Origin of the sequence: Streptomyces sp. NBC_00250 (assembly GCF_036192275.1) — a bacterium.
In the GTDB taxonomy this organism is placed as follows: domain Bacteria; phylum Actinomycetota; class Actinomycetes; order Streptomycetales; family Streptomycetaceae; genus Streptomyces.
The window spans coordinates 6,839,805-6,864,824 of sequence record NZ_CP108088.1 but is presented as its reverse complement, the minus strand read 5'-3'; the positions used below and the strand labels follow the sequence as shown (position 1 = coordinate 6,864,824).

Below are 25,020 nucleotides of genomic sequence, written 5' to 3'. Positions count from 1 at the left end.
GAAAGGGTCAGTCCTCCAGTGCGGCGAGGCCGGGAAGCGTCTTGCCCTCGAGGTACTCGAGGGAGGCGCCGCCGCCGGTCGAAATGTGGCCGAATGCCTTCTCGTCGAAGCCCAGGATCCGGACGGCGGCGGCGGAGTCGCCACCACCGACGACCGTGAAGGCCGGGGAGTCGACGAGCGCCTGGGCGACGGCCTTGGTGCCCTCGGCGTAGTCGGGGTGCTCGAAGACGCCCATCGGGCCGTTCCAGAAAACGGTTCCGGCGTCGGCGAGCTTCGAGGCGTAGAGCTTACGGGTCTCCGGACCGATGTCCAGGCCCTCCTCGTCCGCCGGGATGGCGTCCGCGGCGACCGTGGTCGGGTTGGCCGGAGCCTTGGTCTTCAGGTCCGGGAACTCGGACGAGACCAGGACGTCGACGGGGAGGACGAACTCCACGCCACGCTTCTCGGCGCGCTCCAGGTACTCCAGGACCGCCGGGATCTGGTCCTCCTGGAGCAGCGAGATGCCGACCTCGTGGCCCTGGGCCTTGAGGAAGGTGTACGCCATGCCGCCGCCGATGAGGATGCGGTCGGCCTTCTCCAGGAGGTGGTCGATCACGCCGAGCTTGTCGGAGACCTTGGCGCCGCCGAGCGCGACCACGTACGGCCGCTTGACGTCGTCGGTGAGCTTCTTCAGGACGCCGACCTCGGTGGCGATGAGGTAGCCCGCGGCGTGCGGCAGGCGCGCCGGGAGGTCGAAGACCGAGGCGTGCTTGCGGTGCACGGCGCCGAAGCCGTCGCCGACGTAGACGTCGGCGAGGGCGGCGAGCCGGTCCGCGAACGCGCCGCGCTCGGCGTCGTCCTTGGAGGTCTCGCCGGCGTTGAACCGCAGGTTCTCGATGACGGCGACCCCGCCGTCATCGAGGCCCGCGACGGTGGCGGTGGCGGACTCGCCGACCGTGTCCGTCGCGAAGGCCACCTCGGCGCCGAGGAGCTCGCCGAGGCGAGCGGCGGCCGGAGCGAGCGAGAACGCCGGGTCCGGGGCGCCCTTCGGGCGGCCCAGGTGCGAGGCGACCACGACGCGGGCACCCGCGTCGGCGAGCGCCTTGACCGTGGGGACGACGGCGCGGATGCGGCCGTCGTCGGTGATGGTGGTGCCGTCGAGCGGCACGTTGAGATCGGCGCGGACGAACACCCGCTTGCCGGAGACGCCTTCGGCGAGAAGCTCGTCGATCGTCTTCATCTGTCACAGACTCCTTGGTACGCGGTGGAGCACACAAACAGGGCTCGCACAGCGCGGCGTTGCGCTGCCCGAGCCCTGCTCACATCGAAAGCCTGCCCTGAAGTTTAGAGCTGGCCGCCGACGAAGACGGTGAGGTCGACGAGACGGTTGGAGTAGCCCCACTCGTTGTCGTACCAGCCCAGGATCTTCACCGTGTTGCCTTCCTGGACCATGGTCAGGGAAGCGTCGAAGGTGCAGGAAGCCGGGTCGCCCACGATGTCCGAGGACACGATCTGGTCCTCGGTGTAGTACAGGATGCCCTTGAGGTCGCCGTCGTCGGCGGCCTTCTTGAACGCCGCGTTGACCTCGTCCTTGGTGACCTCGCGGTCGAGGGTGACGACCAGGTCGGTGGCGGAACCGGTCGGGACCGGGACGCGCATGGCGATGCCGTCCAGCTTGCCCTTGAGCTGCGGGAGGACCAGCGCGGTGGCCTTGGCGGCACCCGTCGTGGTCGGGATGATGTTCTCCGCGGCGGCGCGGGCGCGGCGCAGGTCCTTGTGCGGGAAGTCCAGGATGCGCTGGTCGTTGGTGTACGCGTGGACCGTGGTCATCAGGCCCTTGACGATGCCGAAGTTCTCGTCGAGAACCTTCGCCATCGGCGCGACACAGTTGGTGGTGCAGGACGCGTTCGAGATGACGTTGTGCTGCGCCGGGTCGTACTTGTCCTGGTTGACACCCATCACGATGGTGATGTCCTCGTCGCTGGCCGGAGCCGAGATGAGGACCTTCTTGGCGCCACCGGCGATGTGCTTCTCGGCGTCGGCCTTCTTGGTGAAGATGCCGGTCGACTCGATGACGATGTCGACGCCCAGCTCGCCCCAGGGGATGTCGGCCGGGTTGCGCTCGGAGAGCACCTTGATGGTGCGGCCGTCGACGGTGATGGTGTCGGCGGTGTGGGTCACCTCGGCCTTGAGGCGGCCCAGGATGGTGTCGTACTTCAGCAGGTGTGCGGTGGTCGCGGTGTCACCCAGGTCGTTGACAGCCACGATCTCGATGTCGGCACCCTGCTCAAGGAGCGCGCGGAAGTAGTTCCGGCCGATGCGGCCAAAGCCGTTGATGCCTACGCGGATCGTCACGAACCGATCTCCTCGTTAGGTACGCCGGTGTGCTCGACGCCGGCGAGATTTTTGTTTTTTGGGATGTCCCCGACCGCTTACGACCCTACCCCCACAGGACCCCCGCAGTGACATCCAGCTCATCCGGACGAGCCCGGAAAGTGAGGGAAAACGGCCGACGGCCCGTACCTACCAACGGGTACGGGCCGTCGTGGGACCTTTGTCCCGACTACTCTCCGTCAGCGGCGGAGCACCCCGAGGGCGCGGCCGACGAGACGTGCCCGGTCGGTCGCGCCGGGCACGTGCTCCAGGCCGTAGCCGAGGAGGACGGTGTCACGCGTGGTGACCGCGGCCTGCGAGTGGAAGAGCGCCGCGGAGCGCGTCCAGTCGCCGGTGTTGCCGGGGCTGCCGGCGGGGGCGCCCGGTACGGTCCATGCGCCGAGGGAGGTCTCGAAGCCCTCCGCCTCGGTGGTGGTCCCGGCGACGAGGCGGGTGTCGTCGACGAAGGCACCCATCTCTCCCGTACCGGGGTCGGAGATGTAGGAGACGGACAGCTCGACCTTCTTGCCGGCCCAGGCGCTCAGGTCGACGGAGGCCTGCCGCCAGCCGTTGGAGGGGCCGGTGAAGGCGTTCCAGGAGCCGGTGGTGCCGGTCGTGGCGCAGCCGTCCTCGCCGACGGTGAGGTAGTGGGCGAGGAAGGGGTGGCCGCGGACGTAGTAGCCCTCGCCGCAGTCGGCGGGGGGCTCGGTGGAGGTGCCGCCGTTGCGGTCGGGCAGGGTCGTCCAGTCGTCCTGACCGACGGTGTGGGCCTCGACGACGAGGTTGTCGTAGCCGGGCTCGGTGTCGTAGCTGACCTGGAAGTCCAGGCGCGGGGCCGCCGCGGCGGCGACGCCGCTGAGGTCGACGGTCCTGCTGAGCCGCGCCCAGGTGTTGTCGGCGTGCTTGACGGCCGCGAAGGTCGCGCCCTCGGCGGGCTCGAAGGGCATGCGGATGCCCGGGTAGTCACCGGCGGAGGCGCTGTCGGCGAACTGCGGGAAGTCCTTCGCCTTCAGGGTGTCCGAGGTGACGGTGTACGCGCCCGCGTTGTCCAGCGGGTTGTCGGCGGCTGCGCCGAGGCCCGCGCCGATGCCCTTGAAGGCGCCGGAGCCGGCGAAGGCGGGCGGGTTCTTGAGGCCCGCCCGGTGGTAGGCACCGAGGTAGTACTGGGCGAAGTCGTTGGTCTCCGCCAGGCCGACCTGGGTGAGGCCGCCGGACTTCTCGCCGGCGTTGATCAGCTTGCCGCCCTCGTTGAGGTAGGAGCGGACGGCGAGCTGAGCGGCTCCGGAGGGCCGCTCGGCGCCGGTGTACCAGACGACGGTACGGAAGTGGGAGAGCACGCCGAGTGCGTCCGGGGCGCCCTGGGTGGCGACGTCCCAGACGGCGGCCTTGCGGCCGTTGTCGGCGAGCGCCTTCACATAGGCGGCGGTGTGCTTCGCGGCGGTGGTGCCGCCCTCGTCGGCGAGGACGAGCACGTCGCCGCGGGGCCGCTCGGCCACCTCGTAGGTGAAGGGGGCGGAGGCGGTGGCCCGGCCCTCCCGGGTGCGGGCGGTGAACCAGACCTCGACGGAGTCGCCGGGCCGGGCGTCCTCGACCTCGGCGCGGTACTCGTCGAAGTAGAGGTTGTCCTCGCCGCCGTAGGTCTCGCCGCCCTTCCAGGCGTCGAGCTCCTCGCTGTGGGTGCGGCCGCCGTTGATCCGGTACTTCAGGGTCTTGCCGCGCAGGGACTTGCGCGCCGTGACCGCGATCTCCTGCTCCCCGCCACGGGCGTAGGAGGTGGTGAAGGTCTTCGGGGTGAAGTCGGGAGCCTCGATGCCGACCGGGGAGACGGGCCGGTCCGGGTGGGCGGCGGTCTCGGCGACGGCGAGCGCGAAGGGGATGTTCTTGGCGAACTCGGCCTGGATCAGCTTCTCGTCGTCCGGGAAGGTGAAGACGGAGGCGCAGTCGGCCGGGTTCCACGCGTCGTTCGGGTCGACCCGGGAGGCGGTGGCGCAGGTCGACATCTCCGGGGTGAACATCTGCATCTCGTTGACGTTGGCGGCGTGTCCGTCCGCCTCGCCGTTGGTGATGTACAGCTCCGAGGAGACCTGCGGCCGGTAGCCGGGCACGGCCGAGTTCTGCGGGGTGCCGGCGAGGGCCTTGAGGGCCACGTCGTCGGGGGTGTCGGTGGCGACCTGCCAGCCCACGCCGTACAGCAGGAGCTGGGCGGCCGAATGGTAGTTGATGCCGTACGTGAAGCCGATGCGCTTCTGGAAGGCGTCGAGGGCCCTGGTCTCGGGCTCCGACATGGGGCCCTTGCCGCGGAAGGTCTCGTCGGCCGGGTCGGGCGACGAACCCTCGTTGTCGTAGCCCCACTTGTAGGCGAAGTTGCGGTTCAGGTCGACGCCGTCGCCGGGGGCGATCCGCCCGTCTCCGTCGTTGTCGCGGAGGTTCTTGCGCCACTGCCGGTTGCCGGGGTCGGCGTGCGTGAAGTCGTAGCCGTCCGGGTTGGCGGAGAGCACGAACCACAGCTCGGTGGAGTCGACGATCCGGGTGATCCGCTCGTCCTTGCCGTACCCGTCGAGGTAGTGGTGCATCAGCCGCCGGGTCATCTCCGGGGTGATCCACTCGCGCGCGTGCTGGTTGGACATGTACAGCATGGCGGGCTTGGAGCCGTCCTTGACCCGCGGGGCGCCCTTGCTGACCTTGAGGGCGAGGATGTCCTGGCCCTTGAGGGTCTTGCCGATGGAGACGACCTTGGTGATCCCGGGGTTCGCCCGGGCGGTGTCCAGGATCTCCTGCTTGAGGCCGTTCGGGCCACTGTACGGGCGGAAGACGCCGTCCCCCGCGGCGGCCACCCGCTTCTCGGCGGAGGCGGTCAGGCTGTGCTCGGCGAGCTCGACGCCCTGGCCGCGCAGCTGCCCGGCCTGCCGGCCCGTCAGGAACAGCTCGACCGTCGCGGAGCCCTTCGCGGGCACCTGCTCGGTCAGTTCATGCGCGTCGGCACCGGCTTCGAGGAGCAGCGGAACCTGCTCCTTGGTGACCTCGGCGCGCCATACGGAGAGGGCGTCACCGCCGTCCCGGTCGTTCGGCTGCGCTCCGGCGACGGGTGCCGCCGCCACTCCCGCGATCAACAGTGATGCCGCTGCGAGGATCGATCTCGCTCTGCGTCTCATGAGCCCCCCTTGCTGTCGTCTGCCACGAAGGTGAACAGACGCCAGGCTCATGGGCACCCATGGACCTGTCAAGGGTGCCGCGCGCGCGTACGAAAAAGCTGCCGATGCCTCAGAAAGGCACCGGCAGCGTGGAGTTCGGGGTTCCGTACGGATCAGCCGACCAGGCTGTCGTCCAGCTCCTCGGTCAGATTGGACTCGGTCCCGGGAATGCCCAGGTCCTGCGCCCGCTTGTCCGCCATCGCGAGCAGTCGGCGGATCCGGCCGGCCACCGCGTCCTTGGTCAGCGGCGGGTCGGCGAGCGCGCCCAGCTCCTCCAGAGAGGCCTGCTTGTGCTCCATGCGGAGCCGTCCGGCCGCCGCGAGGTGCTCGGGCACCTCCTCGCCGAGGATCTCCAGGGCACGCTGCACCCGGGCCCCCGCGGCGACCGCGGCGCGGGCCGAGCGGCGCAGGTTGGCGTCGTCGAAGTTGGCCAGGCGGTTGGCGGTGGCGCGGACCTCGCGCCGCATCCGCCGCTCCTCCCAGGCGAGCACCGACTCGTGCGCGCCGAGCCGGGTGAGCAGGGCGCCGATCGCGTCGCCGTCACGGACGACGACCCGGTCCACCCCCCGCACCTCACGGGCCTTCGCCCCGATGGAGAGCCGGCGCGCCGCACCGACCAGGGCCAGCGCGGCCTCCGGACCCGGGCAGGTCACCTCCAGGGAGGAGGAACGACCGGGCTCCGTCAGCGAACCGTGCGCGAGGAACGCGCCCCGCCAGGCCGCCTCCGCATCGCAGGTCGCCCCGGAGACCACCTGCGGGGGGAGGCCCCGGATGGGGCGGCCCCTGCCGTCCACGAGACCCGTCTGCCGGGCCAGCTGGTCGCCTCCGGCCACCACCCGCACCACGAAACGCGAGCCGCGCCGCAGTCCGCCCGGGGCCATCACGATCAGTTCCGAGCTGTGCCCGAAGATCTCCAGGATGTCCCGCTTGAGGCGGCGCGCCGCCATCGCGGTGTCGAGCTCCGCCTCGATCACGATGCGGCCGCTCACCAGGTGCAGCCCGCCCGCGAACCGCAGGATCGACGAGACCTCTGCCTTCCTGCAGCAGGTCCGGGTGACGGGAAGCCGGGAGATCTCGTCCTTCACCGCTGCCGTCATCGCCATGGGCCGATCCTTCCATGCATCCGAAAAATACGGTCGTACGCGGCGGCCAACAGCTCCGGGTCATGCTTCGCGGAGCCGTCGGGCCCGGCCACCGGCGCCAGCTCGACCGCGGCACCGAGCCGCTTGGCGGCATCGGCGAGGGACTCGCGATCGGGCACGGCGGCCTCGTCGGCCAGCACCACGTCCAGGGCGAGTTTAGGGGCGTGTCGTCCCAAAACCTCCAAATGACGCTGCGGGGAGAAGCCCTCGGTTTCTCCGGGCTGCGGCGCGAGGTTCAGCGAGAGCACCTTCCGGGCCTTCGTCTCGGCCAGCGCGTCGAGCAGGTCGGGGACGAGAAGGTGCGGGATCACCGAGGAGAACCAGGAGCCCGGACCGAGGACCACCCAGTCCGCGTCCAGGACCGCCTCGACCGCCTCGGGCACCGCCGGCGGGTCGTTCGGCACGAGGTGCACGGACTGCACGTCGCCCGGGGTGAGCGCCACGGTCGCCTGACCGCGCACGGTGTCCACGTCGTCGGGACGCTCCGGGTCGTGGCCCCTGACCAGGGCCTGGAGCTCCAGGGGCACGGCGGACATGGGCAGCACCCGGCCCTGGGCGCCGAGCAGCCGGCCCACCAGGTCGAGGGCCTGCACGGGATCGCCGAGCTGCTCCCAGAGGGCGACGATCAGCAGATTGCCGACGGCGTGGCCGTTGATCTCGCCCTTGGACTGGAAGCGGTGCTGGATGACCCGGGCCCAGGTCTGGCCCCAGTCGTCGTCGCCGCAGAGCGCGGCGAGCGCCTTGCGCAGATCGCCCGGGGGCAGCACGCCCAGCTCCTCCCGGAGCCGGCCGCTGGAGCCCCCGTCGTCGGCGACGGTGACGACGGCGGTGAGGTCGCCGGTGATCCGGCGGAGGGCGGCGAGGGAGGCCGAGAGGCCCATCCCGCCGCCCAGCGCGACCACCTTCGGCTGGGCGCCGCGCCTGCGGAGCGTGCGCCGCACCGAGAGGGTGGAGGCACGGCGGCGGTACGGCTTCACTCGCGCCCCATGTCCCGGTGCACGACGACGGTCTCGACCCCTTCGGCGGCGATACGGGCGGCGAGCCGCTCGGCGGTGGCCACGGAGCGGTGCTTGCCGCCGGTGCAGCCCACGGCGATGGTCACGTACCGCTTGCCCTCGCGGCGGTAGCCCGCGGCGATCAGCTGGAGCAGCTCGGTGTAGCGGTCGAGGAACTCCTTGGCGCCGGGCTGGTTGTAGACGTAGTTCGACACCTCCTCGTTGAGGCCGGTGAAGGGGCGCAGCTCGGGGACCCAGTGCGGGTTCGGCAGGAAGCGCATGTCGACGACGAGGTCGGCGTCGACCGGCAGGCCGTACTTGAACCCGAAGGACATGACGGTGGCCCGCAGCTCGGGCTCCTCGTCGCCGGCGAACTGGGCGTCCATCTTGGCGCGCAGTTCGTGGACGTTGAGGCTGGAGGTGTCGATGACCAGGTCGGCGTCGCCGCGCAGCTCGCGCAGCAGGTCGCGCTCGGCGGCGATGCCGTCGGTGATCCGGCCGTCGCCCTGGAGCGGGTGGGGCCTGCGGACCGACTCGAAGCGCCGGACCAGGGCGTCGTCGGACGATTCCAGGAAGACGATCCGGCGGGTGACCTGCTTGGCGTCCAGGTCGGCGAGGGACTCCCGGAGGTTGTCGAAGAACTGCCGGCCGCGGACGTCCACGACGACGGCGATCCGGGCGACATTGCCCTGGGAGCGGGCGCCGAGCTCCACCATGGTGGGGATCAGCGCGGGCGGCAGATTGTCCACGACGAACCAGCCGAGGTCCTCCAGGCACTTCGCCGCGGTGGACCGGCCGGCTCCGGACATGCCGGAGATGATCACCAGCTCGGGAATGGCCGCCTCGGCGCCGTTGTCGCCGGGGGTCTCCTTCGTGCCCGTACTCACGTGTCCTGCTCCGTCTTCTCGGTCGTGCTCTTCGTGCGTGTGCCGCTGTTCTTGCTGCTCGTCCTGCTGGTGCTGCTCGTGCGCGGTCATGCCGTGCCGCCCCCGTCGTCTTCCATGATCTCTCCTGTCGCCGTGTTCACGGCGGGTGCGGCCGGGGCCGCCTGTGCGAGGGCCACGACGACCGCCTCCGCGGTCTTCCGGCCCATGCCGGGGACCTCGCAGATCTGCTCGATTGTCGCCTGCCGGAGCCGCTTCACCGAGCCGAAATGCTTGATCAACGCCTGTTTCCGCGTGTCACCGAGGCCGGGCACCGCGTCGAGAGGGCTGGTCCGGATGCGTTTGGCCCGCTTGGACCGCTGGTAACGGATGGCGAAGTCGTGAGCCGTGTCACGTACCCGCTGGAGGAGGTAGAGGCCCTCGCTGGAGCGGGGCAGCACCACCGGGTCGTCGTCGCCGGGCAGCCACACCTCCTCCAGACGCTTGGCGAGCCCGCAGACCGCGATGTCGGAGATCCCCAGCTCGTCGAGGGCGCGCCGGGCCGCCGCGACCTGCGGCTGCCCGCCGTCGACGACGACGAGCTGCGGCGGGTACGCGAAGCGCTTGGGCCGCCCGCTCTCCTCCGGGTCCTCCACGACGCCCTCGGGGTCCCACTCCCCCGTCTTCTCCTTCTCGGCGAGATAGCGCTTGAAGCGCCGCCCGATCACCTCGTGCATGGACCGGACGTCGTCCTGGCCCTCGAAGCCCTTGATCTGGAAGCGGCGGTACTCGCTCTTGCGGGGCAGCCCGTCCTCGAAGACCACCATCGAGGCCACCACGTCCTCGCCCTGGAGGTGCGAGATGTCGAAGCACTCGATCCGCAGCGGCGCCGAGTCCAGGTCCAGGGCCTCGGCGATCTCCTCCAGGGCCCGGGAGCGGGTGGTCAGATCGCTGGCGCGCTTCGTCTTGTGCAGCACGAGCGCCTGCTGGGCGTTGCGCGCGACGGTCTCCATCAGGTCCTTCTTGTCGCCGCGCTGCGGGATGCGCAGCGAGACGTTGGACCCGCGGCGGCCGGAGAGCCAGGCGGTGACGGCCTCGGCGTCCTCGGGCAGCGCCGGGACGAGGACCTCCTTGGGCACCGAGTCCCCGGTCTCCTCGCCGTACAGCTGCTGGAGCGCGTGCTCGACGAGTCCGGCCGTGTCGACGGCCTCGACCTTGTCGGTGACCCAGCCGCGCTGGCCGCGGACGCGTCCGCCCCGCACGTGGAAGATCTGCACGGCGGCCTCCAGCTCGTCCTCGGCGAGGGCGATCAGGTCGGCGTCGGTGGCGTCGGCGAGCACGACCGCGCTCTTCTCCATGGCCCTGCGCAGCGCCTCTATGTCGTCGCGGAGCCGCCCGGCCCTCTCGTACTCCATGTCCTCGGCCGCGAGCATCATCTGCTTCTCCAGCCGACGGATGTACGTACCCGTACGGCCGGCCATGAAGTCGCTGAACTCCTCGGCCAGTTCGCGGTGCTCCTGCGGGGTGACCCGGCCGACACAGGGCGCCGAGCACTTGCCGATGTACCCGAGGAGACAGGGCCGCCCGGCGGAGGCGGCGTTGCGGAAGACACCCGCGGAACAGGTCCGCACGGGGAAGACCCGCAGCATCAGGTCGACGGTCTCGCGGATCGCCCACGCGTGCGCGTACGGCCCGAAGTAGCGCACGCCCTTCTTCTTGTGGCCGCGCAGGACCTGGACGCGCGGGAACTCCTCGTTCATCGTCACGGCGAGATACGGGTAGCTCTTGTCGTCCCGGTACTTGACGTTGAACCGGGGGTCGTACTCCTTGATCCAGGAGTACTCCAGCTGAAGCGCCTCGACCTCGGTCGACACGACGGTCCACTCCACGGACGCCGCGCTGGTCACCATGGTGGCCGTGCGCGGGTGCAGGCTCGTGAGCGGCTGGAAGTAGTTGGCCAGCCGCTGGCGGAGGGACTTCGCCTTCCCCACGTAGATCACCCGGCGGTGCTCGTCGCGGAACTTGTAGACCCCCGGGGAGTCGGGGATCTGACCCGGCTTGGGGCGGTAGCTGGAGGGGTCTGCCATGCTCCCCACCCTACTGGCGGGCACCGACACTCCGGCCTCGCGCGCTCGTTGGCGATGCATGGCGAATCAGGTGACGGGACGGCTGGCGGACCGGGTGTGCGTGATCACGGGCGCGGCGAGCGGAATCGGGCGGGCGACGGCGGAGCGGTTCCTCCGGGAGGGGGCGCACGTGGTCGCCGCCGACCTCGACGAGGAGCGTCTGGCGACGCTGAAGGGGGTGGTCCCGGTCGTCGGCGACGTGTCGCGCGAGGAGGACGCCCGGCGGATGATCGCCACGGCGGTGGACCGCTTCGGCCGGCTGGACGTCCTGGTGGCGAACGCGGGAGTGATCCCGCTGCTCTCCGTCACGGAGGCGGAGGGCTCGGATTTCGACCGGGTGATGGCGGTGGACGGCCGGGGAATGTTCCTGACCTGCAAGTACGCGATCGAGGCGATGCTCGTCTCCGGCGGTGGGGCCATCGTGTGCACGTCGTCGATCTCGGGCGTCGCGGGCCAGGCCCGGCAGGCGGTCTACGGCCCGGCGAAGTTCGTGGCCACCGGTCTGACCAAGCACCTGGCGGTGGAGTGGGCGGAGCACGGGATCCGGGTGAACGCGGTGGCTCCGGGCACGATCAAGACGGAACGCGTGGCCGCCGCGCGCGTGGAGCCCGGCGGCCCCGAGTACCTCGCCGAGGTCGCCCGGGGCCATCCGATGGGCCGCTTCGGTACGCCGGAGGAGGTGGCGTCGGCGATCGTCTTCCTGGCGTCGGACGAGGCGTCGTTCGTCACGGGAGCGATCCTGCCGGTGGACGGCGGCTACCTGGCCCGCTGAGAGACCGAACCTTGCCCGTCACCCCACCCAGCCGTGCGGGCACCCCCACCGCCCTCCGCCTCCCCGCTGGGGCACGCCCGCCAGCCCTCCGCCTCCCCGCCCTGCGGGCACGCCCGCCGCCCCCTGTCCCCCGTGTGGGCAATCGTCCCGCAGGGCGGGACGGGTGGGCACACGGGACGGCGCGCTCGGCGGCGCCTCCGCCCCTTGTGCCTGGACCCGCACCACCAAGTGCGGCGCACACGGGGTGCGGGTCCAGGCGCCACAACGTGGGTGGCGGGGTCCGGGGCCCGGCGGGGCCGAGGGTCAGGTGGGGTTCGGGGTGCGGCGGCGGCGGATCGCCGCCGTGGATATCAGGGCCAGGGCCAGCACCGCGCCCACACCCGCCGTCGCCGACGCCACAGTGACGGCAGGCTCACCGGACGCAGGCGCAGGCACCGGTGCCTGCGCCGGTGCCGCCACCGGTGACGCCGCCCCCGGGCCGTACCCGCCCGCCGCGCCCTTCTTCGCGTAGGCCGAGCCGGGAAGCTTGTCCCCGTACGCCCGGACGACCCGGTCGCGGTAGGCACCGAGGCTCGTCCCGTTGCGCCCGACGGCCCGTACGGCGTCCTCGTCCAGCGGAAGCACCTTCGTGCCCTTCTGGACGTACCACGCGTCGATCTGCGGCTCGCGGAACACGAGGCCGTCGCCGCCCATCTCCGCGTAGCGGATCTCGTCGTCGCCGGTGGCGATGTTCACCACCTGCCAGCCGCCGGCCTGCTTCACCGTCCACAGGGAGGCCTTCTGGCCGTCCGAGGACACGGCCCGGCTGGCCCGGAACTCGACCCGGGCGACCGGGGCACCCGCCTTTCCGGCGACGAACTCCGGGGAGAGGATCCGTACCGGCACGGACCCGCCCTCGACGCGCGGTGCGGCGGCCGAACGGGCGACCGCCCCGTCCCGGGCGAAGAAGCGGGACAGGGTGTCCAGGGTCCCGGGTGCGGAGGCGGCCTGTTCGGGGGTCGGCGCGGGCGGCAGGGCCCCGGCGGCGGCCTCCGCCGGGAAGGTTCCCAGAAGAACGAGGGCGGCGGTGGTGAGGAGCCCGGCGCCCGTGGCACGTGCGTTCATCGTCGTCACGCCCCGATCCGGTAGAGCGAGTGGGTCCAGGAGAAGGAGTTGTTGTCGACGTACCAGGCGTGCGAGGCCCAGTTGTAGCGGTCGCTGGAGGGCCAGGGGTCGCCCCAGTAGACCCAGCTGTCGGCGTCGTCGTAGCCGTAGACGACGTGCATGTGACCGCCGCCGCTCGACCACTGGATGCGGGTCTCAACGGGCCGGTCGGCGTTGATCTCGGTCTGGACGGTGGAGTAGCGCAGCCAGCCGGTCACGTACGAGCCGGGGTTGATGCCGGCCCAGCTCAGTCCGGTCTGGACGTTGCCGAGGGTGGCCTGGTTGTTGGGGCAGTCATAGCCCTGCTGGCGGTTGAAGGCGGCGTTGCAGAACTGGTTCTGGCTGTAGTTCCGGCCGAACCAGGTGGCGATGGTGTTGCCGCCGGCCGCCCAGCACCAGTTGGTCTTCTGCTGGGCCTGCATGGTGATGTTCAGCCGCTTGGAGCCGAGGGCGGCGGCGTCCTCGCCGGCGGGTGCGGCGGACGCCGAGGTGGTGGGGACGAGAAAGAGGGCGGCTGCGGCGAGTGCCGCGAGGTTCAGCTTTCTTCTGCGCATCGCGTTCCTCCCAGTGCGGGGGGTGTGGGGATGTGGGGGGTGGGGGGTGGAGGAGCGCGTCCGGACGCTGGTCAGGAGCATCTTCCGTTGTCCGGATCCGGTCAACACGCTTCAATGCGGGGTGACATCGGACTGTGAACGGTGTGACCCGGGTGTGAACGGACGCCCTGGGCCCACCTGCCCGCCCACCCCACGCGGCGCCACGGTCCGCTCCCCCACCGTGAACGTTCACTGAGGAGTCCTCGTGAGCCACACCGAGGCCGATCTGGCGCAGTTGCTGCACACCGGCCCTTTCCATCTGGCGCTGCGCACCGCGCTGGCCGTGCGCGGACTGCCGCTCCAGCGGGTCCAGCACCATCTCGCGCACCGGGGCATCAAGGTCGGGGTGACGAGTCTGAGCTACTGGCAGCAGGGCGCCCGTCGGCCGCAGCGGCCGGAGTCGCTGAAGGCGGTCCGCGCCCTGGAGGAGGTGCTTCAGCTGCCGGGGAACTCGCTGCTGCGGCTGCTCTCGGGAGACACCGCCGCGCGGTCCGAGGTGGAGCGCCCGGCGGCCCGTTCGTATCGCTCGCTCGTGGAGGCGTCCGGCTCGGTCGAGGAGCTCCTCGCGGAGCTCGAGTCACCGGCGGACGGCGGGCTGCACACGGTGGGGCACCACGAGCGGGTACGGATCGGGGCGGGGCGGGAGCTGGTGGGGCGCGAGTCGCAGCAGGTGGTGCGGGCGCACCGGGACGGCGTGGACCGCTATCTGGCCATCCACCACGGCGACCCCGGCTGCGACCCGTCGGGGGTCACGGTGCGGGCGGTGGAGAACTGCCGGACCGGGCGGGTGCGGTGGCACGCGGGGACGGGGGTGCTGGTCGCGGAGCTGCTCTTCGACACGCGACTGCGGGCCGGGGACACGTATCTGTTCTCGTACGGCTTCGAGGACGGTACGGCGGGACCGAGCGGGGAGTACGTGCGCGGGTTCAGCTTCGCGGGCGGGCAGTACGCGCTGCAGGTGCGCTTCGACGAGGCGGCGCTTCCGGTGCGGTGCCGGAGGTTCGCGCAGGCCTCGACGGGTGCGCCGCGCGGGGGCCGTGCGGAGCTGACCCTGAGCGGCCGGCACCGCACGGTGCACGTCGTGGAGCAGGGCGTACGCCCGGGGATCCTGGGGATCGACTGGGACTGGACCTGACGGGGACGGACCCTGACGAGTGCCGGACCCGGCGGGCACCGGCCCCTGACTCAGGCCTTGGGTGCGGCCTCGGGTCCGGCGATCAGCCTGCCGTTCTCCACGCGGACCGGGACCTCGGGGAGCGGGACGGTGGCCGGGCCCTTGAGCGCCTTGCCGGTGGTCACGTCGAAGCGGCTGCCGTGGCAGGGGCAGTTGCCCTCGTTGTTCTCGATCTTGTCGAGGACGCAGCCGGCGTGGGTGCACTGGGCGCTGAACGCCTTGTACTGGCCCTTGGCCGGGCAGCTCACCACGACCTTCTGCTCGCGGTAGAGCTTGGCACCGCCGACCGGGATCTCGTCCGGGGCTCCGAGCGCGACCGGTGCGGTCGGGGTCGGGACGCCGGCGTGGCCGAGCTTGGATTCGGTGGAGCAGGCGGCGACTCCCAGCCCGGCGGCACCGGCGAGAGCGGCGCCCTTCAGTACGGTGCGGCGGCTGGACTGGCCGGACATGGGCGCTCCACGGTGGATCGGGGCAAGGCGTGACCGAACCGACGATACCGGCGGTGTTTCCGGCGCCGACGGCCGGGCCCGCGGGCCCGGACCTGCGGAGAGGCAGGACCCCTGGACGGGTCCTGCCTCGCCGTAGGTGCGTCAGGCCTTGCGGGCCCGCGTCGTCGCCTTCTTCGCGGCGGCCTTCGTGGCGGTCGCCTTGGTCGCGGCCGTCTTGGTGGCCGTCTTCTTCACCGGGGCGGCTGCCTTGGTGGCCGCGGCCTTCTTCGCCGGGGCCTTCTTGGCCGCCGTCTTCCGCGCGCCGCGGGCTGCCGGAACGGTTACCCCGGCGTCGCTGATCCGGTCCGCGCCGAGGATCTCGCGGAGGAACTTGCCGGTGTGGCTCGCCGGAACCGAGGCGACCTCCTCCGGCGTGCCCTCGGCGACGACCAGGCCGCCGCCGTTGCCACCCTCGGGGCCCATGTCGATGAGCCAGTCGGCGGTCTTGATGACATCGAGGTTGTGCTCGATGACGATCACCGAGTTGCCCTTGTCGACCAGACCGGAGAGCACCTTGATCAGCTTCGAGATGTCGTCGAAGTGCAGACCGGTGGTCGGCTCGTCCAGGACGTAGACCGTGCGGCCCGTCGAGCGCTTCTGGAGCTCGGAGGCGAGCTTCACGCGCTGCGCCTCACCGCCCGAGAGCGTCGGCGCGGACTGGCCGAGCCGGACGTACCCGAGGCCGACCTCGTTGAGCGTGCGCAGATGGCGCGCGATGGTCGGGACGGCCTCGAAGAAGTCCAGGGCCTCCTCGATCGGCATGTTCAGGACTTCGGCGATGGACTTGCCCTTGTAGTGGACCTCCAGGGTCTCCCGGTTGTACCGGTCGCCGTGGCAGACCTCGCACGGGACGTAGACGTCCGGGAGGAAGTTCATCTCGATCTTGATCGTGCCGTCGCCGGAGCAGTTCTCGCAGCGGCCGCCCTTGACGTTGAAGGAGAACCGGCCGGGCAGGTAGCCCCGGACCTTGGCCTCCATCGTCTCGGCGAAGAGCTTGCGGACGTGGTCGAAGACGCCGGTGTACGTCGCCGGGTTCGACCGGGGGGTGCGGCCGATCGGGGACTGGTCGACGTGCACGACCTTGTCGACGAGGTCGTCGCCGTCCACGCGCGTGTGCCGGCCGGGCACCGACTTGGCGCCGTTCAGCTCGCGCGCGAGGTGGGTGTAGAGGATGTCGTTGACCAGGGTCGACTTGCCGGAGCCGGAGACGCCGGTGACGGCGGTGAGGACGCCCAGCGGGAAGGAGACGTCGATGTCCTGCAGGTTGTTCTCGCGGGCCCCGTGGACGGTGAGCCGACGGCCGGGGTCGACCGGGCGGCGGATGTCCGGGGTGGGGATCTCCCGGCGGCCGGACAGGTACTGCCCGGTGATCGACTCCTCGTTGGCGAGGAGCTCCTTCATGGTGCCGGAGTGGACGACCCTGCCGCCGTGCTCACCGGCGCCGGGGCCGATGTCGACGACCCAGTCGGCGACCTTGATGGTGTCCTCGTCGTGCTCGACGACGATGAGCGTGTTGCCCATGTCCCGGAGCCGTACGAGGGTCTCGATGAGCCGGTGGTTGTCGCGCTGGTGCAGGCCGATGGACGGCTCGTCGAGCACGTACAGCACGCCGACCAGGCCGGAGCCGATCTGGGTGGCGAGACGGATGCGCTGGGCCTCGCCGCCGGAGAGGGTGCCCGCGGCGCGGTTGAGCGAGAGGTAGTCGAGGCCGACGTCGACGAGGAAGCGCAGCCGCTCGTTGACCTCCTTGAGGACCCGCTCGGCGATCTTCTTGTCGCGGGCGTTCAGCGTGAGGCGGGAGAGGAACTCGGCGCAGTCGCTGATCGACATCGCGGCGACCTCGGCGATGGACTTCTCCATGACCGTGACCGCGAGGACGATCGGCTTGAGGCGGGTGCCCTCACAGGTGGGGCAGGGCACCTCGCGCATGTAGCCCTCGAAGCGCTCGCGGCTGGAGTCGCTCTCGGCCTCGGTGTGGCGCCGCTTGACGAAGGAGACGGCACCTTCGAAGGCCGGGGTGGTGTACGCCCGCTCCCGTCCGTACCGGTTGCGGTAGCGGACCTCGACCTGGGTCTTGTGCCCGTACATCAGGGCCTTCTTGGCGCGCTGCGGCAGTCCCGCGTACGGCATGTCCGTGCTGAAGCCGAGGGCCTGCGACAGACCGCCGATGAGCCGGCCGAAGTACTCCTTGGTGTGGCCGTGCGACCAGGGGTGGATGGCGCCCTCGTCGAGGGACTTGTCCTCGTCGGGGACGATCAGCTCCGGGTCGACCTCCATGCGGGTGCCGATGCCGGTGCAGTCGGGGCAGGCGCCGAAGGGCGAGTTGAAGGAGAAGGAGCGCGGCTCCAGCTCCTCGAAGGACAGGTCGTCGTACGGGCAGTAGAGGTGCTCCGAGTACATCCGCTCGCGCTCGGGGTCGTCCTCGGCGAGGTCGACGAAGTCGAGCACGACCATGCCGCCGGAGAGTCCGAGCGCGGTCTCGACGGAGTCGGTGAGGCGGCGCTTGGCGCTGTCCTTCACGGTGAGGCGGTCGACGACTACCTCGATCGTGTGCTTTTCCTGCTTCTTCAGCGTCGGCGGTTCGCTCAGCTGTACGGTCACGCCGTCGACGCGGGCGCGACTGTAGCCCTTGGTCTGGAGGTCGGCGAAGAGGTCGACGAACTCGCCCTTGCGCTCGCGCACGAGCGGGGAGAGCACCTGGAAGCGGCTGCCCTCGGGGAGCTCCAGGACCTTGTCGACGATGGCCTGCGGCGACTGGCGGGAGATCGGACGCCGGCACTCGGGGCAGTGCGGCTTGCCGATGCGGGCGAAGAGCAGCCGGAGGTAGTCGTAGACCTCCGTGATGGTGCCGACCGTCGAGCGCGGGTTGCGCGAGGTCGACTTCTGGTCGATGGAGACGGCGGGCGACAGACCTTCGATGAAGTCGACGTCCGGCTTGTCCATCTGACCGAGGAACTGCCGGGCGTACGAGGAGAGCGACTCGACGTAGCGGCGCTGCCCCTCGGCGAAGATCGTGTCGAACGCGAGGGAGGACTTGCCCGATCCCGAGAGCCCGGTGAAGACGATCAGGGAGTCACGCGGGAGGTCGAGCGAGACGTTCTTGAGGTTGTGCTCACGAGCGCCACGGACGATGAGACGGTCGGCCACGCCGGTCCGCACCTTTCTTCAGAGAGCGGATGTGCCTGAAAGACCCAACACCTCAAGGATGCCGGATGCTTCCTTCGAGCTTATAGCACGCACATTCGATTTCCGGACTCGCGGAGACCTCTTCACCCGAACGAGTGGTGGCACCCCGGCTGGCACTAGGGTCGGCGCCATGATCGACCACGAACGCGACCTTGCTCACGTACGCGAAGCGACCGAGAGGCTGCTGAACGCGGCCGCTTCCCTGGACAACGCGGCGGCGGCCGAGCCGTCACGGCTTCCCGGCTGGACCCGCGGCCACGTGCTCGCCCACGTCGCCCGCAACGCCGACGCCCTGGTGAACGTCCTCCAGGGCCGACCCATGTACGCGGACGCCGCGACCCGCGACGCCGACATCGAGCGCGACTCCGGCCGCCCGCTCGACGTCCAGCTCGCCGACCTGCGCGAAACCGCCGACCGGTTCCAGGCCGCGGGCGCCGAGCCCGCCGACTGGAGTCGTACGGTCGAGCTCCGCAACGGCGTCACGGACAGCGCCTCCCGCATCCCGTTCCGGCGCTGGGTGGAGGTCGCCCTGCACCACGTCGACCTGGGCGTCGGCCATGAGCTGGAGGACCTGCCGGAGGAGTTCGTCCAGCGCGAGATCGACTTCCTGACCGAGCGCTTCAAGGGTCTGGAGAGCGTCCCCGCGACCGTCCTGCGGGCCGATGACGGGCGGGGCTGGACCACCGGCGGCACGTCCGGCGGCATCTCCGTCATGGGCCCGGCCACCGAGTTCCTCGGCTGGCTCGCCGGCCGCCGCGACGGCTCCACCCTGAAGACCGAGGGCGGCCCCCTGCCGGAGCTTCCGCCGCTGTAGCCGCCGCTGTCACTCCCCGGGGCTAGTCTGAGGCCATGACGTACAGCGGAGTGGTGAAGGTCGGCGGGGCGGCGGACGTGCACGAGCTGACGGACCTGATGATCTCGAAGGTCGCGGTCGGCCCGATGGACAACAACGCGTATCTGCTGCGCTGCCGGGCGACCGGCGAGCAGCTGCTGATCGACGCGGCCAACGACGCGGACACCCTCCTCACGCTGATCGGTGACGACGGCATCAAGGCCGTCGTCACCACCCACCGGCACGGCGACCACTGGCAGGCGCTCGCCGACGTGGTCGGGGCGACCGGCGCCCGGACGTACGCGGGCGCGTACGACGCGGAGGGCATCCCGGTCGCGACCGACGTGACCGTCGAGGACGGCGACACGATCCGGGTGGGCCGGGTCGAGCTGACCGCCCGGCACCTGGTCGGCCACACCCCTGGCTCGATCGCCCTCGTCTACGACGACCCGCACGGCCATCCGCACGTCTTCACCGGCGACTGCCTCTTCCCCGGCGGGGTGGGCAACACCTGGAAGGACCCGAAGGCCTTCGCGAGCCTGATCCACGACGTGGAGACCAAGCTCTTCGAGGTCCTGCCGGACGAGTCCTGGATCTATCCGGGCCACGGCAGGGACACCACGCTCGGTGACGAGCGCCCGCACCTCGCGGAGTGGCGCGAGCGCGGCTGGTGACGCCCGGCGCGCGGCCCCGGAGCTGCGCACCTCCGTACGCCCCCGTAACCGGGACGACGGAGGGGTAGTTGGCGCGACATGCGCCAAAGTCACCCTCCGTCGCCTCCCGGGGCCCCGTCGATGGGACGGCTCGCCGCCGCCTCCCTCGTCGGCACCGCCATCGAGTTCTTCGACTTCTTCGTCTACGGGACCGCCGCCGCCCTCGTCCTGGGGCCGCTCTTCTTCCCGACCTTCTCCCCGCTCGCCGGGACCCTGGCCGCTTTCGGCACCTTCGCCATCGGCTTCGTGTCGCGGCCGCTCGGCTCGGTCCTCTTCGGCCATGTCGGCGACCGGTACGGACGGCGCCCGGTCCTCTTCGCCTCGCTGCTCCTGACCGGCTGCGCCACGGTCGCGGTGGGCTGTGTCCCCACGTACGAGACGATCGGCATCGCCGCACCCGTACTGCTGCTCGTGCTCCGCTTCCTCCAGGGCCTGGGCCTCGGCGGCGAGTGGGGCGGGGCCGTCCTGCTCACCGCCGAGCACGCCCCGGAGAACCGCCGCGCGCTCTGGTCGAGCTTCCCGCAGATCGGCCCGTCGATCGGCTTCCTCCTGGCGAACGGGGTGATGCTGGCCCTCTCGGCCGGCCTGAGCGACGCCGAGTTCCGCTCCTGGGGCTGGCGGGTGCCGTTCTGGGCGGCCGGTCTGCTCGCGGCGGTCGGGCTGCTGCTGCGCTCCTCGCTCGCGGAGACCCCGCAGTTCGAGAAGCTGTCCGCGGCCGGGCAGACCGCGGGCGCTCCGCTGGCCGAGGTCGCCCGCGACCACTGGCGGCTCGTGCTGCTGACGGCCGGGGCGCTCGCGGTCGGGTACGCGACCTTCTACGCGGTCTCCACCTGGGCCCTGGCCTACGGCACCGAGCGGCTCGGGGTGAGCAGCACGGTGATGCTGACCTGTGTCATGGCGGCGGTCGCGATCAAGGGTGCGGTCACGCCGTTCGTCGCGGTGCTGTCCGACCGCTGGGGCCGCAGGCCGCTGTGTCTGGCGGGGTGCGCGGCCTCGGCGCTGTGGATGTTCCCGATGGTGGCGCTGCTGCACACGGCGCGCCCGTTCCTGATGTTCCTGGGCTTCCTGGGGGCGCTGCTCGCCTTCATCACCATGTTCGCGGTGGTGGCCGCGTATCTCCCGGAGCTGTACGAGCCCCGCGTCCGCTGCACCGGGGCCGCCGTCGGCTACAACCTCGCCGGTGTCCTGGGCGGCGCCCTCACCCCGCTGGTCGCCACCGCCCTCTCCGACGGCGGTTCGGGTCCGCCATGGGGCGTCGCGGCCTATCTGACCGTGGTCGCCCTGGTCAGCCTCGGCTGCTTCGCCCTGCTCCCGGAGACCCGGCCGGTCAAGGCCGGGCAGCCGGCGGAACTCGAACCCGCCTCGGCCTGAGAGACGGTGACACGGCGACGGCCGGCCGGGGAGTCCCCGGCCGGCCGTCGCCATAGCTTGTGCCATCTCCATGGCGTGTCAGGCGTGTCAGGCGCCGATGCTGTCCTTCTTGGCGTCGTCGACGTCGGTCGCGCCCTCGGCGCCGGTCACACTCTCGGCCTCGGTCACGCCGGCGGCCGCGTCCCGCGCCGCCTGCCTCTTGGAGGCGATCAGGCTGGTGATCGTGGTGACGACCAGGACACCGCCGATGACGGCGAGAGAGAACGGGATGGAGATCTCCGGGACGTGCACCCCGGACTCGTGCAGGGCGTGCAGCACGAGCTTGACGCCGATGAAGCCGAGGATCACCGACAGGCCGTAGCTGAGGTGGACCAGCTTCTTGAGCAGGCCGCCGATCAGGAAGTACAGCTGTCGCAGACCCATGAGGGCGAAGGCGTTGGCGGTGAAGACGATGTACGGGTCCTGGGTGAGGCCGAAGATCGCCGGGATGGAGTCGAGGGCGAAGAGGATGTCGGTGGTGCCGATGGCAAGCATGACGACCATCAGCGGGGTCATGATCCGCTTGCCGTTGCTCCGGATGAACAGCTTGGTGCCGTGGTACCGGTCGGCGACGCCGAACTTCTTCTCGACGCTCTTGAGGAGACGGTTCTCCTCCCAGTCGTCCTCGTCCTCGTCGGCGCGCGCCTCCTGGATGAGCTTCCAGGCGGTGTAGATCAGGAACGCGCCGAAGATGTAGAAGACCCAGGAGAAGTTCGCGATGACCGCGGCGCCCGCGGCGATGAAGATCGTGCGGAGCACCAGGGCGATCACCACGCCCACGAGCAGCACGCGCTGCTGGAGGTGGGAGGGGACCGCGAACTTCGCCATGATCAGGACGAAGACGAAGAGGTTGTCGACACTGAGCGACTTCTCGGTGATGTAGCCGGCGAAGAACTCGCCGGACGCCTGGGCGTTGCCGAAGAACAGCAGGCCGAGTCCGAAGAGTCCGGCCAGGACGATCCAGACGATCGTCCAGATTCCGGCTTCCTTGACCGACACGTCATGGGGCTTGCGCCCGATGAAGAAGTCGGCACCGATCAGGGCACCCAGACCGAGAATGGTCAGTACCCAAAGGGTCATTGAAACGTCCACTGCGCCTCCGGCGTCGTACGGCTACTGATCAGCGTCGTCGCTGCCGGAGGTCTCTTCCACCCGGGCGACGGACGATCGCCGCCGGGCCGACGCCCCGGGATCGGATCACTGGGGATCCGTCCGTATTGACGGGTACGTCGCGCATGGGGAGTACTCCCCTCCGCACCGGAAAGACTACCCGAAAGACCAAGAGAAGGTAAAGGAGAGGGTAAAGAGCTCCCAAGAGTGCAGGTCAGGGACGTCAGGGCCGCTTTCCATGACGAGCGGCCGCCACCTGCGCGAGGACCTGCCGGAGCACCCCGCTGCCGGGCGGGAGCATCGGCGGCTCGTAGGACCAGGCATGGCCGACCCATGGATCGGCGAGGTGGTCGTCAGGGACGGGCGTGAGCCGCAGCAGCGACCGCCACAGCGGGTCGAGCAGCGGTCCGTACGCGGACGCGTCCTCCCGGTCCGCCACCATCAGCAGATGGACGCCGACCGACGGGCCCTCGTCGGCGAGGTACCGGAGCCGGGTGACCGCCCGGTCGTCGAAACCGTGCGGGAAGTCGTGCACGAGCAGCAGCTGCCGGGCCGCGTCCAGACCGGGCGGCAGGGCGTCGGCGGCCCCGGCCCTGGCCGCCATCTGCAGCAGGTCGACCCGCTCGGTGAGCTGCTCCAGCACCGCCGAGACCCCGGCCGCGCCCCGGGCCGGCGGGGCCGCGAGGACGCCCGTCTCCACGAGCGGCGCGAGCGCGGCGTCGCCCGCACCGGCCGGGTCGACGACATGGACGGTGAACTCGCCCGCCGGGTGCGCCGCGAGCAGCCGGGCCGTGTGCGCGACCGCACAGTCCAGGGCCAGCCGTCGCAGTTCGATCTCGTCGAGGAGACCGGCGGCCTCGGAGCGGCCTCGGCCGCTGTCCACCCAGAGCCCGCGCTCCAGCGGCAGCCGGACGAGCATGGGGATCCGCAGATCGGCCCCCTCGGGGAGGTGGAGGTCACCGAGCCGGACCGCCATCGGATCCTCGACCGGGACGCGGTAGCCGTGCCAGACGGGGTTGTCCCAGCGGGCGTAGGCGGCGGGCAGGGCGGGCTCGACGACCTCGGACTCGGCCGCGAGCTGGGCGAGGTCCCGGTCGAGGACCTCCTGGGCCCGCTCCACCAGCTCGTCGTGCCGGGCGCGGGCGGCGGCGCGCGCGGCGTCGTTGGCTCCGTCGGCGCGGGCGCGGTAGTCGGAGAGGGTCTCGTCGAGCTCCCGGTCGAGCCGGGACTCGGCGAAGTCGCAGGCGCTGCGGTAGGCCGCGGCGGTACGGGCCAGGTCCTCGAACATGCCCCACACCTGGTTGTACAGGCGCTCCTCCATGGACCAGCCCGACGCGTCCCCGGCGACCGGGGTGGGCGGACCCTGCGGGGGCTGGGACGGGTACTGGGGCGGGGCTTCGGGAGCGGGCGCGGCAGGCCGGCGGCGGGGGTGGGAGTAGTCGACGGGGCCGCCGACGGCCGGTCCGGTCCCCTGGGCGGGAGTGGGCACCGGGGTGGTCGGGGCCGGGTCCTGGGCGGTCACCGGCGCCGTGTGGCGTACGCGCTCCGCCTCGGGGACGTGCTGCGCCTGGGCGGTGGGCTCCGGCGCGACCGTCTCCAGGATGGACGCGGCCAGGTCGGCGGGGCGTTCCAGGCCCTGGTCGCCGAGGAGGGCGGCGAGCCCGCCCTCGTACCCCTGGCCCATGGCGCGGACCTTCCAGGTGCCCTGGCGCCGGTAGAGCTCCAGGGCGACGACGGCGGACTCGCTGTCGAGCCCGGTGATCGTGAAGGTGGCGATCTCGGCGCCGTCCGGGCCCGCCACAGCTACGAAGGGGGCGGCGACCGTTCCGAAGCGGGCGGCTCCGCCGGCGCGCGGCCCGGGCAGTGCGAGGAGGACCGAGACGCGGTGGACGGCGCCGGGGACGGCGTCCAGGTCGACGGTGAGGCGGTGGTCGGCGGCCGCCCGCGCGGGGACGTCGACGCCGGGCAGTGAGGGTGCGCCGGGGTGGGCGATCCACTCCACGCCCGGAACTCTGCCCTGTTCGTCGCCGAGGGTGGCTCCGGCGAGAACAGGGTGACCGGCCGACACCCGGATCTCCAGTCGGGTGTCGGGCAGGGGGTGGTTCTGCCCCCGGACCAGCTCGGCCGTCATCGACTCTGTCCCCTCAGCGTTTCCCGGCGCGGATCAAGCGGTGTGCGGGTGAAGCGGATCGTGCGGATCATGCGGGACAGCTCCCGGTGGCCTGCTGCCTCCGGGAGCTGTGGGTGCGTGCTGCGCGGGCCTGCCTACAGGTGCGGCAGGATCGCGGGCATCAGGTCCTGGAAGGTGCGGCCGTTGGCCGGGTTGCCCAGGGCGGTCATCTGCCAGCCGGAGCCGACCCGGTGCACCTTCGCCATGATCTGCGCGGTGTAGTTGCCGCCGCCGTCGAGGGTGTAGCGCGCGAGCTCCTGGCCGTTCGTCTCGTCGACGATCCGGCAGAAGGCGTTCTGCACCTCCTGGAACGTCTGGCCGGTGAAGGAGTTCACCGTGAAGACGATCTGGTCGATGTGGACCGGGACCCGCTGGAGGTCGACGAGGATCGCCTCGTCGTCCCCGCCCTGGCCGGCGCCGCCGACGAGGTTGTCGCCGGTGTGCTTGACCGAGCCGTCATCGCTGACCAGGTGACGGAAGAAGACCACGTCGACCGGCTGCTTGTCCGCGAAGAGGACGGCCGAGGCGTCCAGGTCGATCTCCTGCGTGCGCTTGCCGAAGAGACCGCGGCGCGGTGCCGCCTGCCAGCCGAGCCCCATCCGCACCTGGGTGAGGCTGCCCCCGCCCTGCTTCTCCAGGCTGATGGCCTGACCTTTGGTCATATTGACCGACACGCGTTTTCCCCTCTCGTTGGCGTTCCCCGCGCCCGCTGTTCCGGTGCGTGCGGTTGTCGAGCACCCTACGCAGCGCGACGGACACC

19 protein-coding genes are annotated in these 25,020 nt (G+C 71.1%); 5 read left to right on the top strand and 14 right to left on the bottom strand.

The features are described 5' to 3' along the window. Nucleotides 1-7: 7 nt before the first annotated feature. The 7 genes from OG259_RS31050 to uvrC form a co-directional block, all read right to left on the bottom strand. Nucleotides 8-1,219, bottom strand: a complete 1,212-nt coding sequence (locus OG259_RS31050) for a phosphoglycerate kinase (RefSeq protein ID WP_328945263.1) — start codon at nt 1,217-1,219, stop codon at nt 8-10. Nucleotides 1,220-1,323: 104 nt separating this feature from the next. Further along, nucleotides 1,324-2,334, bottom strand: coding sequence for a type I glyceraldehyde-3-phosphate dehydrogenase (gene gap / locus OG259_RS31045; protein ID WP_266890588.1), 1,011 nt, complete (start codon nt 2,332-2,334; stop codon nt 1,324-1,326). A gap of 218 nt (nt 2,335-2,552) precedes the next feature. After that, nucleotides 2,553-5,504, bottom strand: coding sequence for a M14 family metallopeptidase (locus OG259_RS31040; RefSeq protein ID WP_328945262.1), 2,952 nt, complete (start codon nt 5,502-5,504; stop codon nt 2,553-2,555). A gap of 152 nt (nt 5,505-5,656) precedes the next feature. Then, nucleotides 5,657-6,646, bottom strand: coding sequence for a DNA-binding protein WhiA (gene whiA / locus OG259_RS31035; protein WP_073806627.1), 990 nt, complete (start codon nt 6,644-6,646; stop codon nt 5,657-5,659). Next, nucleotides 6,637-7,662 (bottom strand): gluconeogenesis factor YvcK family protein, encoded by a 1,026-nt coding sequence (locus tag OG259_RS31030; RefSeq protein WP_328945261.1) that lies wholly within the window; start codon nt 7,660-7,662, stop codon nt 6,637-6,639. Before OG259_RS31030 ends, whiA begins: the two co-directional genes overlap by 10 nt. After that, a complete protein-coding gene (gene rapZ, locus OG259_RS31025; protein ID WP_328945260.1) occupies nt 7,659-8,657 on the bottom strand; it encodes an RNase adapter RapZ in 999 nt (332 codons plus the stop codon). Before rapZ ends, OG259_RS31030 begins: the two co-directional genes overlap by 4 nt. Further along, nucleotides 8,654-10,630, bottom strand: a complete 1,977-nt coding sequence (uvrC, locus tag OG259_RS31020) for an excinuclease ABC subunit UvrC (protein ID WP_328945259.1) — start codon at nt 10,628-10,630, stop codon at nt 8,654-8,656. Before uvrC ends, rapZ begins: the two co-directional genes overlap by 4 nt. On the opposite strand from uvrC, the gene OG259_RS31015 reads away from it, so the two are divergent. Then, nucleotides 10,629-11,441 (top strand): SDR family NAD(P)-dependent oxidoreductase, encoded by an 813-nt coding sequence (locus OG259_RS31015; RefSeq protein WP_328945258.1) that lies wholly within the window; start codon nt 10,629-10,631, stop codon nt 11,439-11,441. The two genes, uvrC and OG259_RS31015, sit on opposite strands and share 2 nt — an antisense overlap. 303 nt (nt 11,442-11,744) lie before the next feature. Here the strand turns inward: OG259_RS31015 and OG259_RS31010 are convergent, their stop codons facing one another. Further along, nucleotides 11,745-12,545, bottom strand: coding sequence for a hypothetical protein (locus tag OG259_RS31010; protein ID WP_443052150.1), 801 nt, complete (start codon nt 12,543-12,545; stop codon nt 11,745-11,747). 5 nt (nt 12,546-12,550) lie between these two features. Further along, the gene (locus tag OG259_RS31005; protein ID WP_328945256.1) at nt 12,551-13,138 is read right to left on the bottom strand and encodes a papain-like cysteine protease family protein; all 588 of its coding nucleotides are present in this window, start codon (nt 13,136-13,138) and stop codon (nt 12,551-12,553) included. A 244-nt stretch (nt 13,139-13,382) separates the two neighbouring features. On the opposite strand from OG259_RS31005, the gene OG259_RS31000 reads away from it, so the two are divergent. Continuing rightward, nucleotides 13,383-14,312 (top strand): hypothetical protein, encoded by a 930-nt coding sequence (locus OG259_RS31000; RefSeq protein ID WP_328945255.1) that lies wholly within the window; start codon nt 13,383-13,385, stop codon nt 14,310-14,312. A 50-nt stretch (nt 14,313-14,362) separates the two neighbouring features. Here OG259_RS31000 and OG259_RS30995 read toward each other — a convergent pair whose 3' ends face one another. Together OG259_RS30995 and uvrA are read right to left on the bottom strand one after the other, a co-directional pair. Continuing rightward, nucleotides 14,363-14,800, bottom strand: a complete 438-nt coding sequence (locus OG259_RS30995; protein WP_328945254.1) for a Rieske (2Fe-2S) protein — start codon at nt 14,798-14,800, stop codon at nt 14,363-14,365. A 141-nt stretch (nt 14,801-14,941) separates the two neighbouring features. Then, the gene (uvrA, locus tag OG259_RS30990) at nt 14,942-17,986 is read right to left on the bottom strand and encodes an excinuclease ABC subunit UvrA (RefSeq protein WP_328945253.1); all 3,045 of its coding nucleotides are present in this window, start codon (nt 17,984-17,986) and stop codon (nt 14,942-14,944) included. Nucleotides 17,987-18,155: 169 nt separating this feature from the next. Between uvrA and OG259_RS30985 the strand changes: the two genes are divergently transcribed. The 3 genes from OG259_RS30985 to OG259_RS30975 all read left to right on the top strand — a co-directional run bounded on the left by OG259_RS30985 (nt 18,156) and on the right by OG259_RS30975 (nt 20,941). Continuing rightward, the gene (locus tag OG259_RS30985) at nt 18,156-18,839 is read left to right on the top strand and encodes a maleylpyruvate isomerase family mycothiol-dependent enzyme (RefSeq protein ID WP_328945252.1); all 684 of its coding nucleotides are present in this window, start codon (nt 18,156-18,158) and stop codon (nt 18,837-18,839) included. 35 nt (nt 18,840-18,874) lie between these two features. Next, on the top strand, nt 18,875-19,531 hold the full coding sequence (locus OG259_RS30980) for an MBL fold metallo-hydrolase (protein WP_328945251.1): 657 nt from the start codon (nt 18,875-18,877) through the stop codon (nt 19,529-19,531). Between the two features lie 120 nt (nt 19,532-19,651). Then, complete coding sequence (locus OG259_RS30975; protein WP_328945250.1) at nt 19,652-20,941, top strand: MFS transporter; 1,290 nt, start codon at nt 19,652-19,654, stop codon at nt 20,939-20,941. Between the two features lie 87 nt (nt 20,942-21,028). Here the strand turns inward: OG259_RS30975 and OG259_RS30970 are convergent, their stop codons facing one another. From OG259_RS30970 to OG259_RS30960, 3 genes are all read right to left on the bottom strand, one after another. After that, nucleotides 21,029-22,072, bottom strand: coding sequence for a TerC family protein (locus OG259_RS30970; protein WP_328945249.1), 1,044 nt, complete (start codon nt 22,070-22,072; stop codon nt 21,029-21,031). Nucleotides 22,073-22,313: 241 nt separating this feature from the next. Next, the gene (locus OG259_RS30965) at nt 22,314-24,221 is read right to left on the bottom strand and encodes a TerD family protein (protein ID WP_328945248.1); all 1,908 of its coding nucleotides are present in this window, start codon (nt 24,219-24,221) and stop codon (nt 22,314-22,316) included. 134 nt (nt 24,222-24,355) lie between these two features. Then, nucleotides 24,356-24,934, bottom strand: a complete 579-nt coding sequence (locus OG259_RS30960; RefSeq protein ID WP_328945247.1) for a TerD family protein — start codon at nt 24,932-24,934, stop codon at nt 24,356-24,358. Nucleotides 24,935-25,020: the final 86 nt, after the last annotated feature.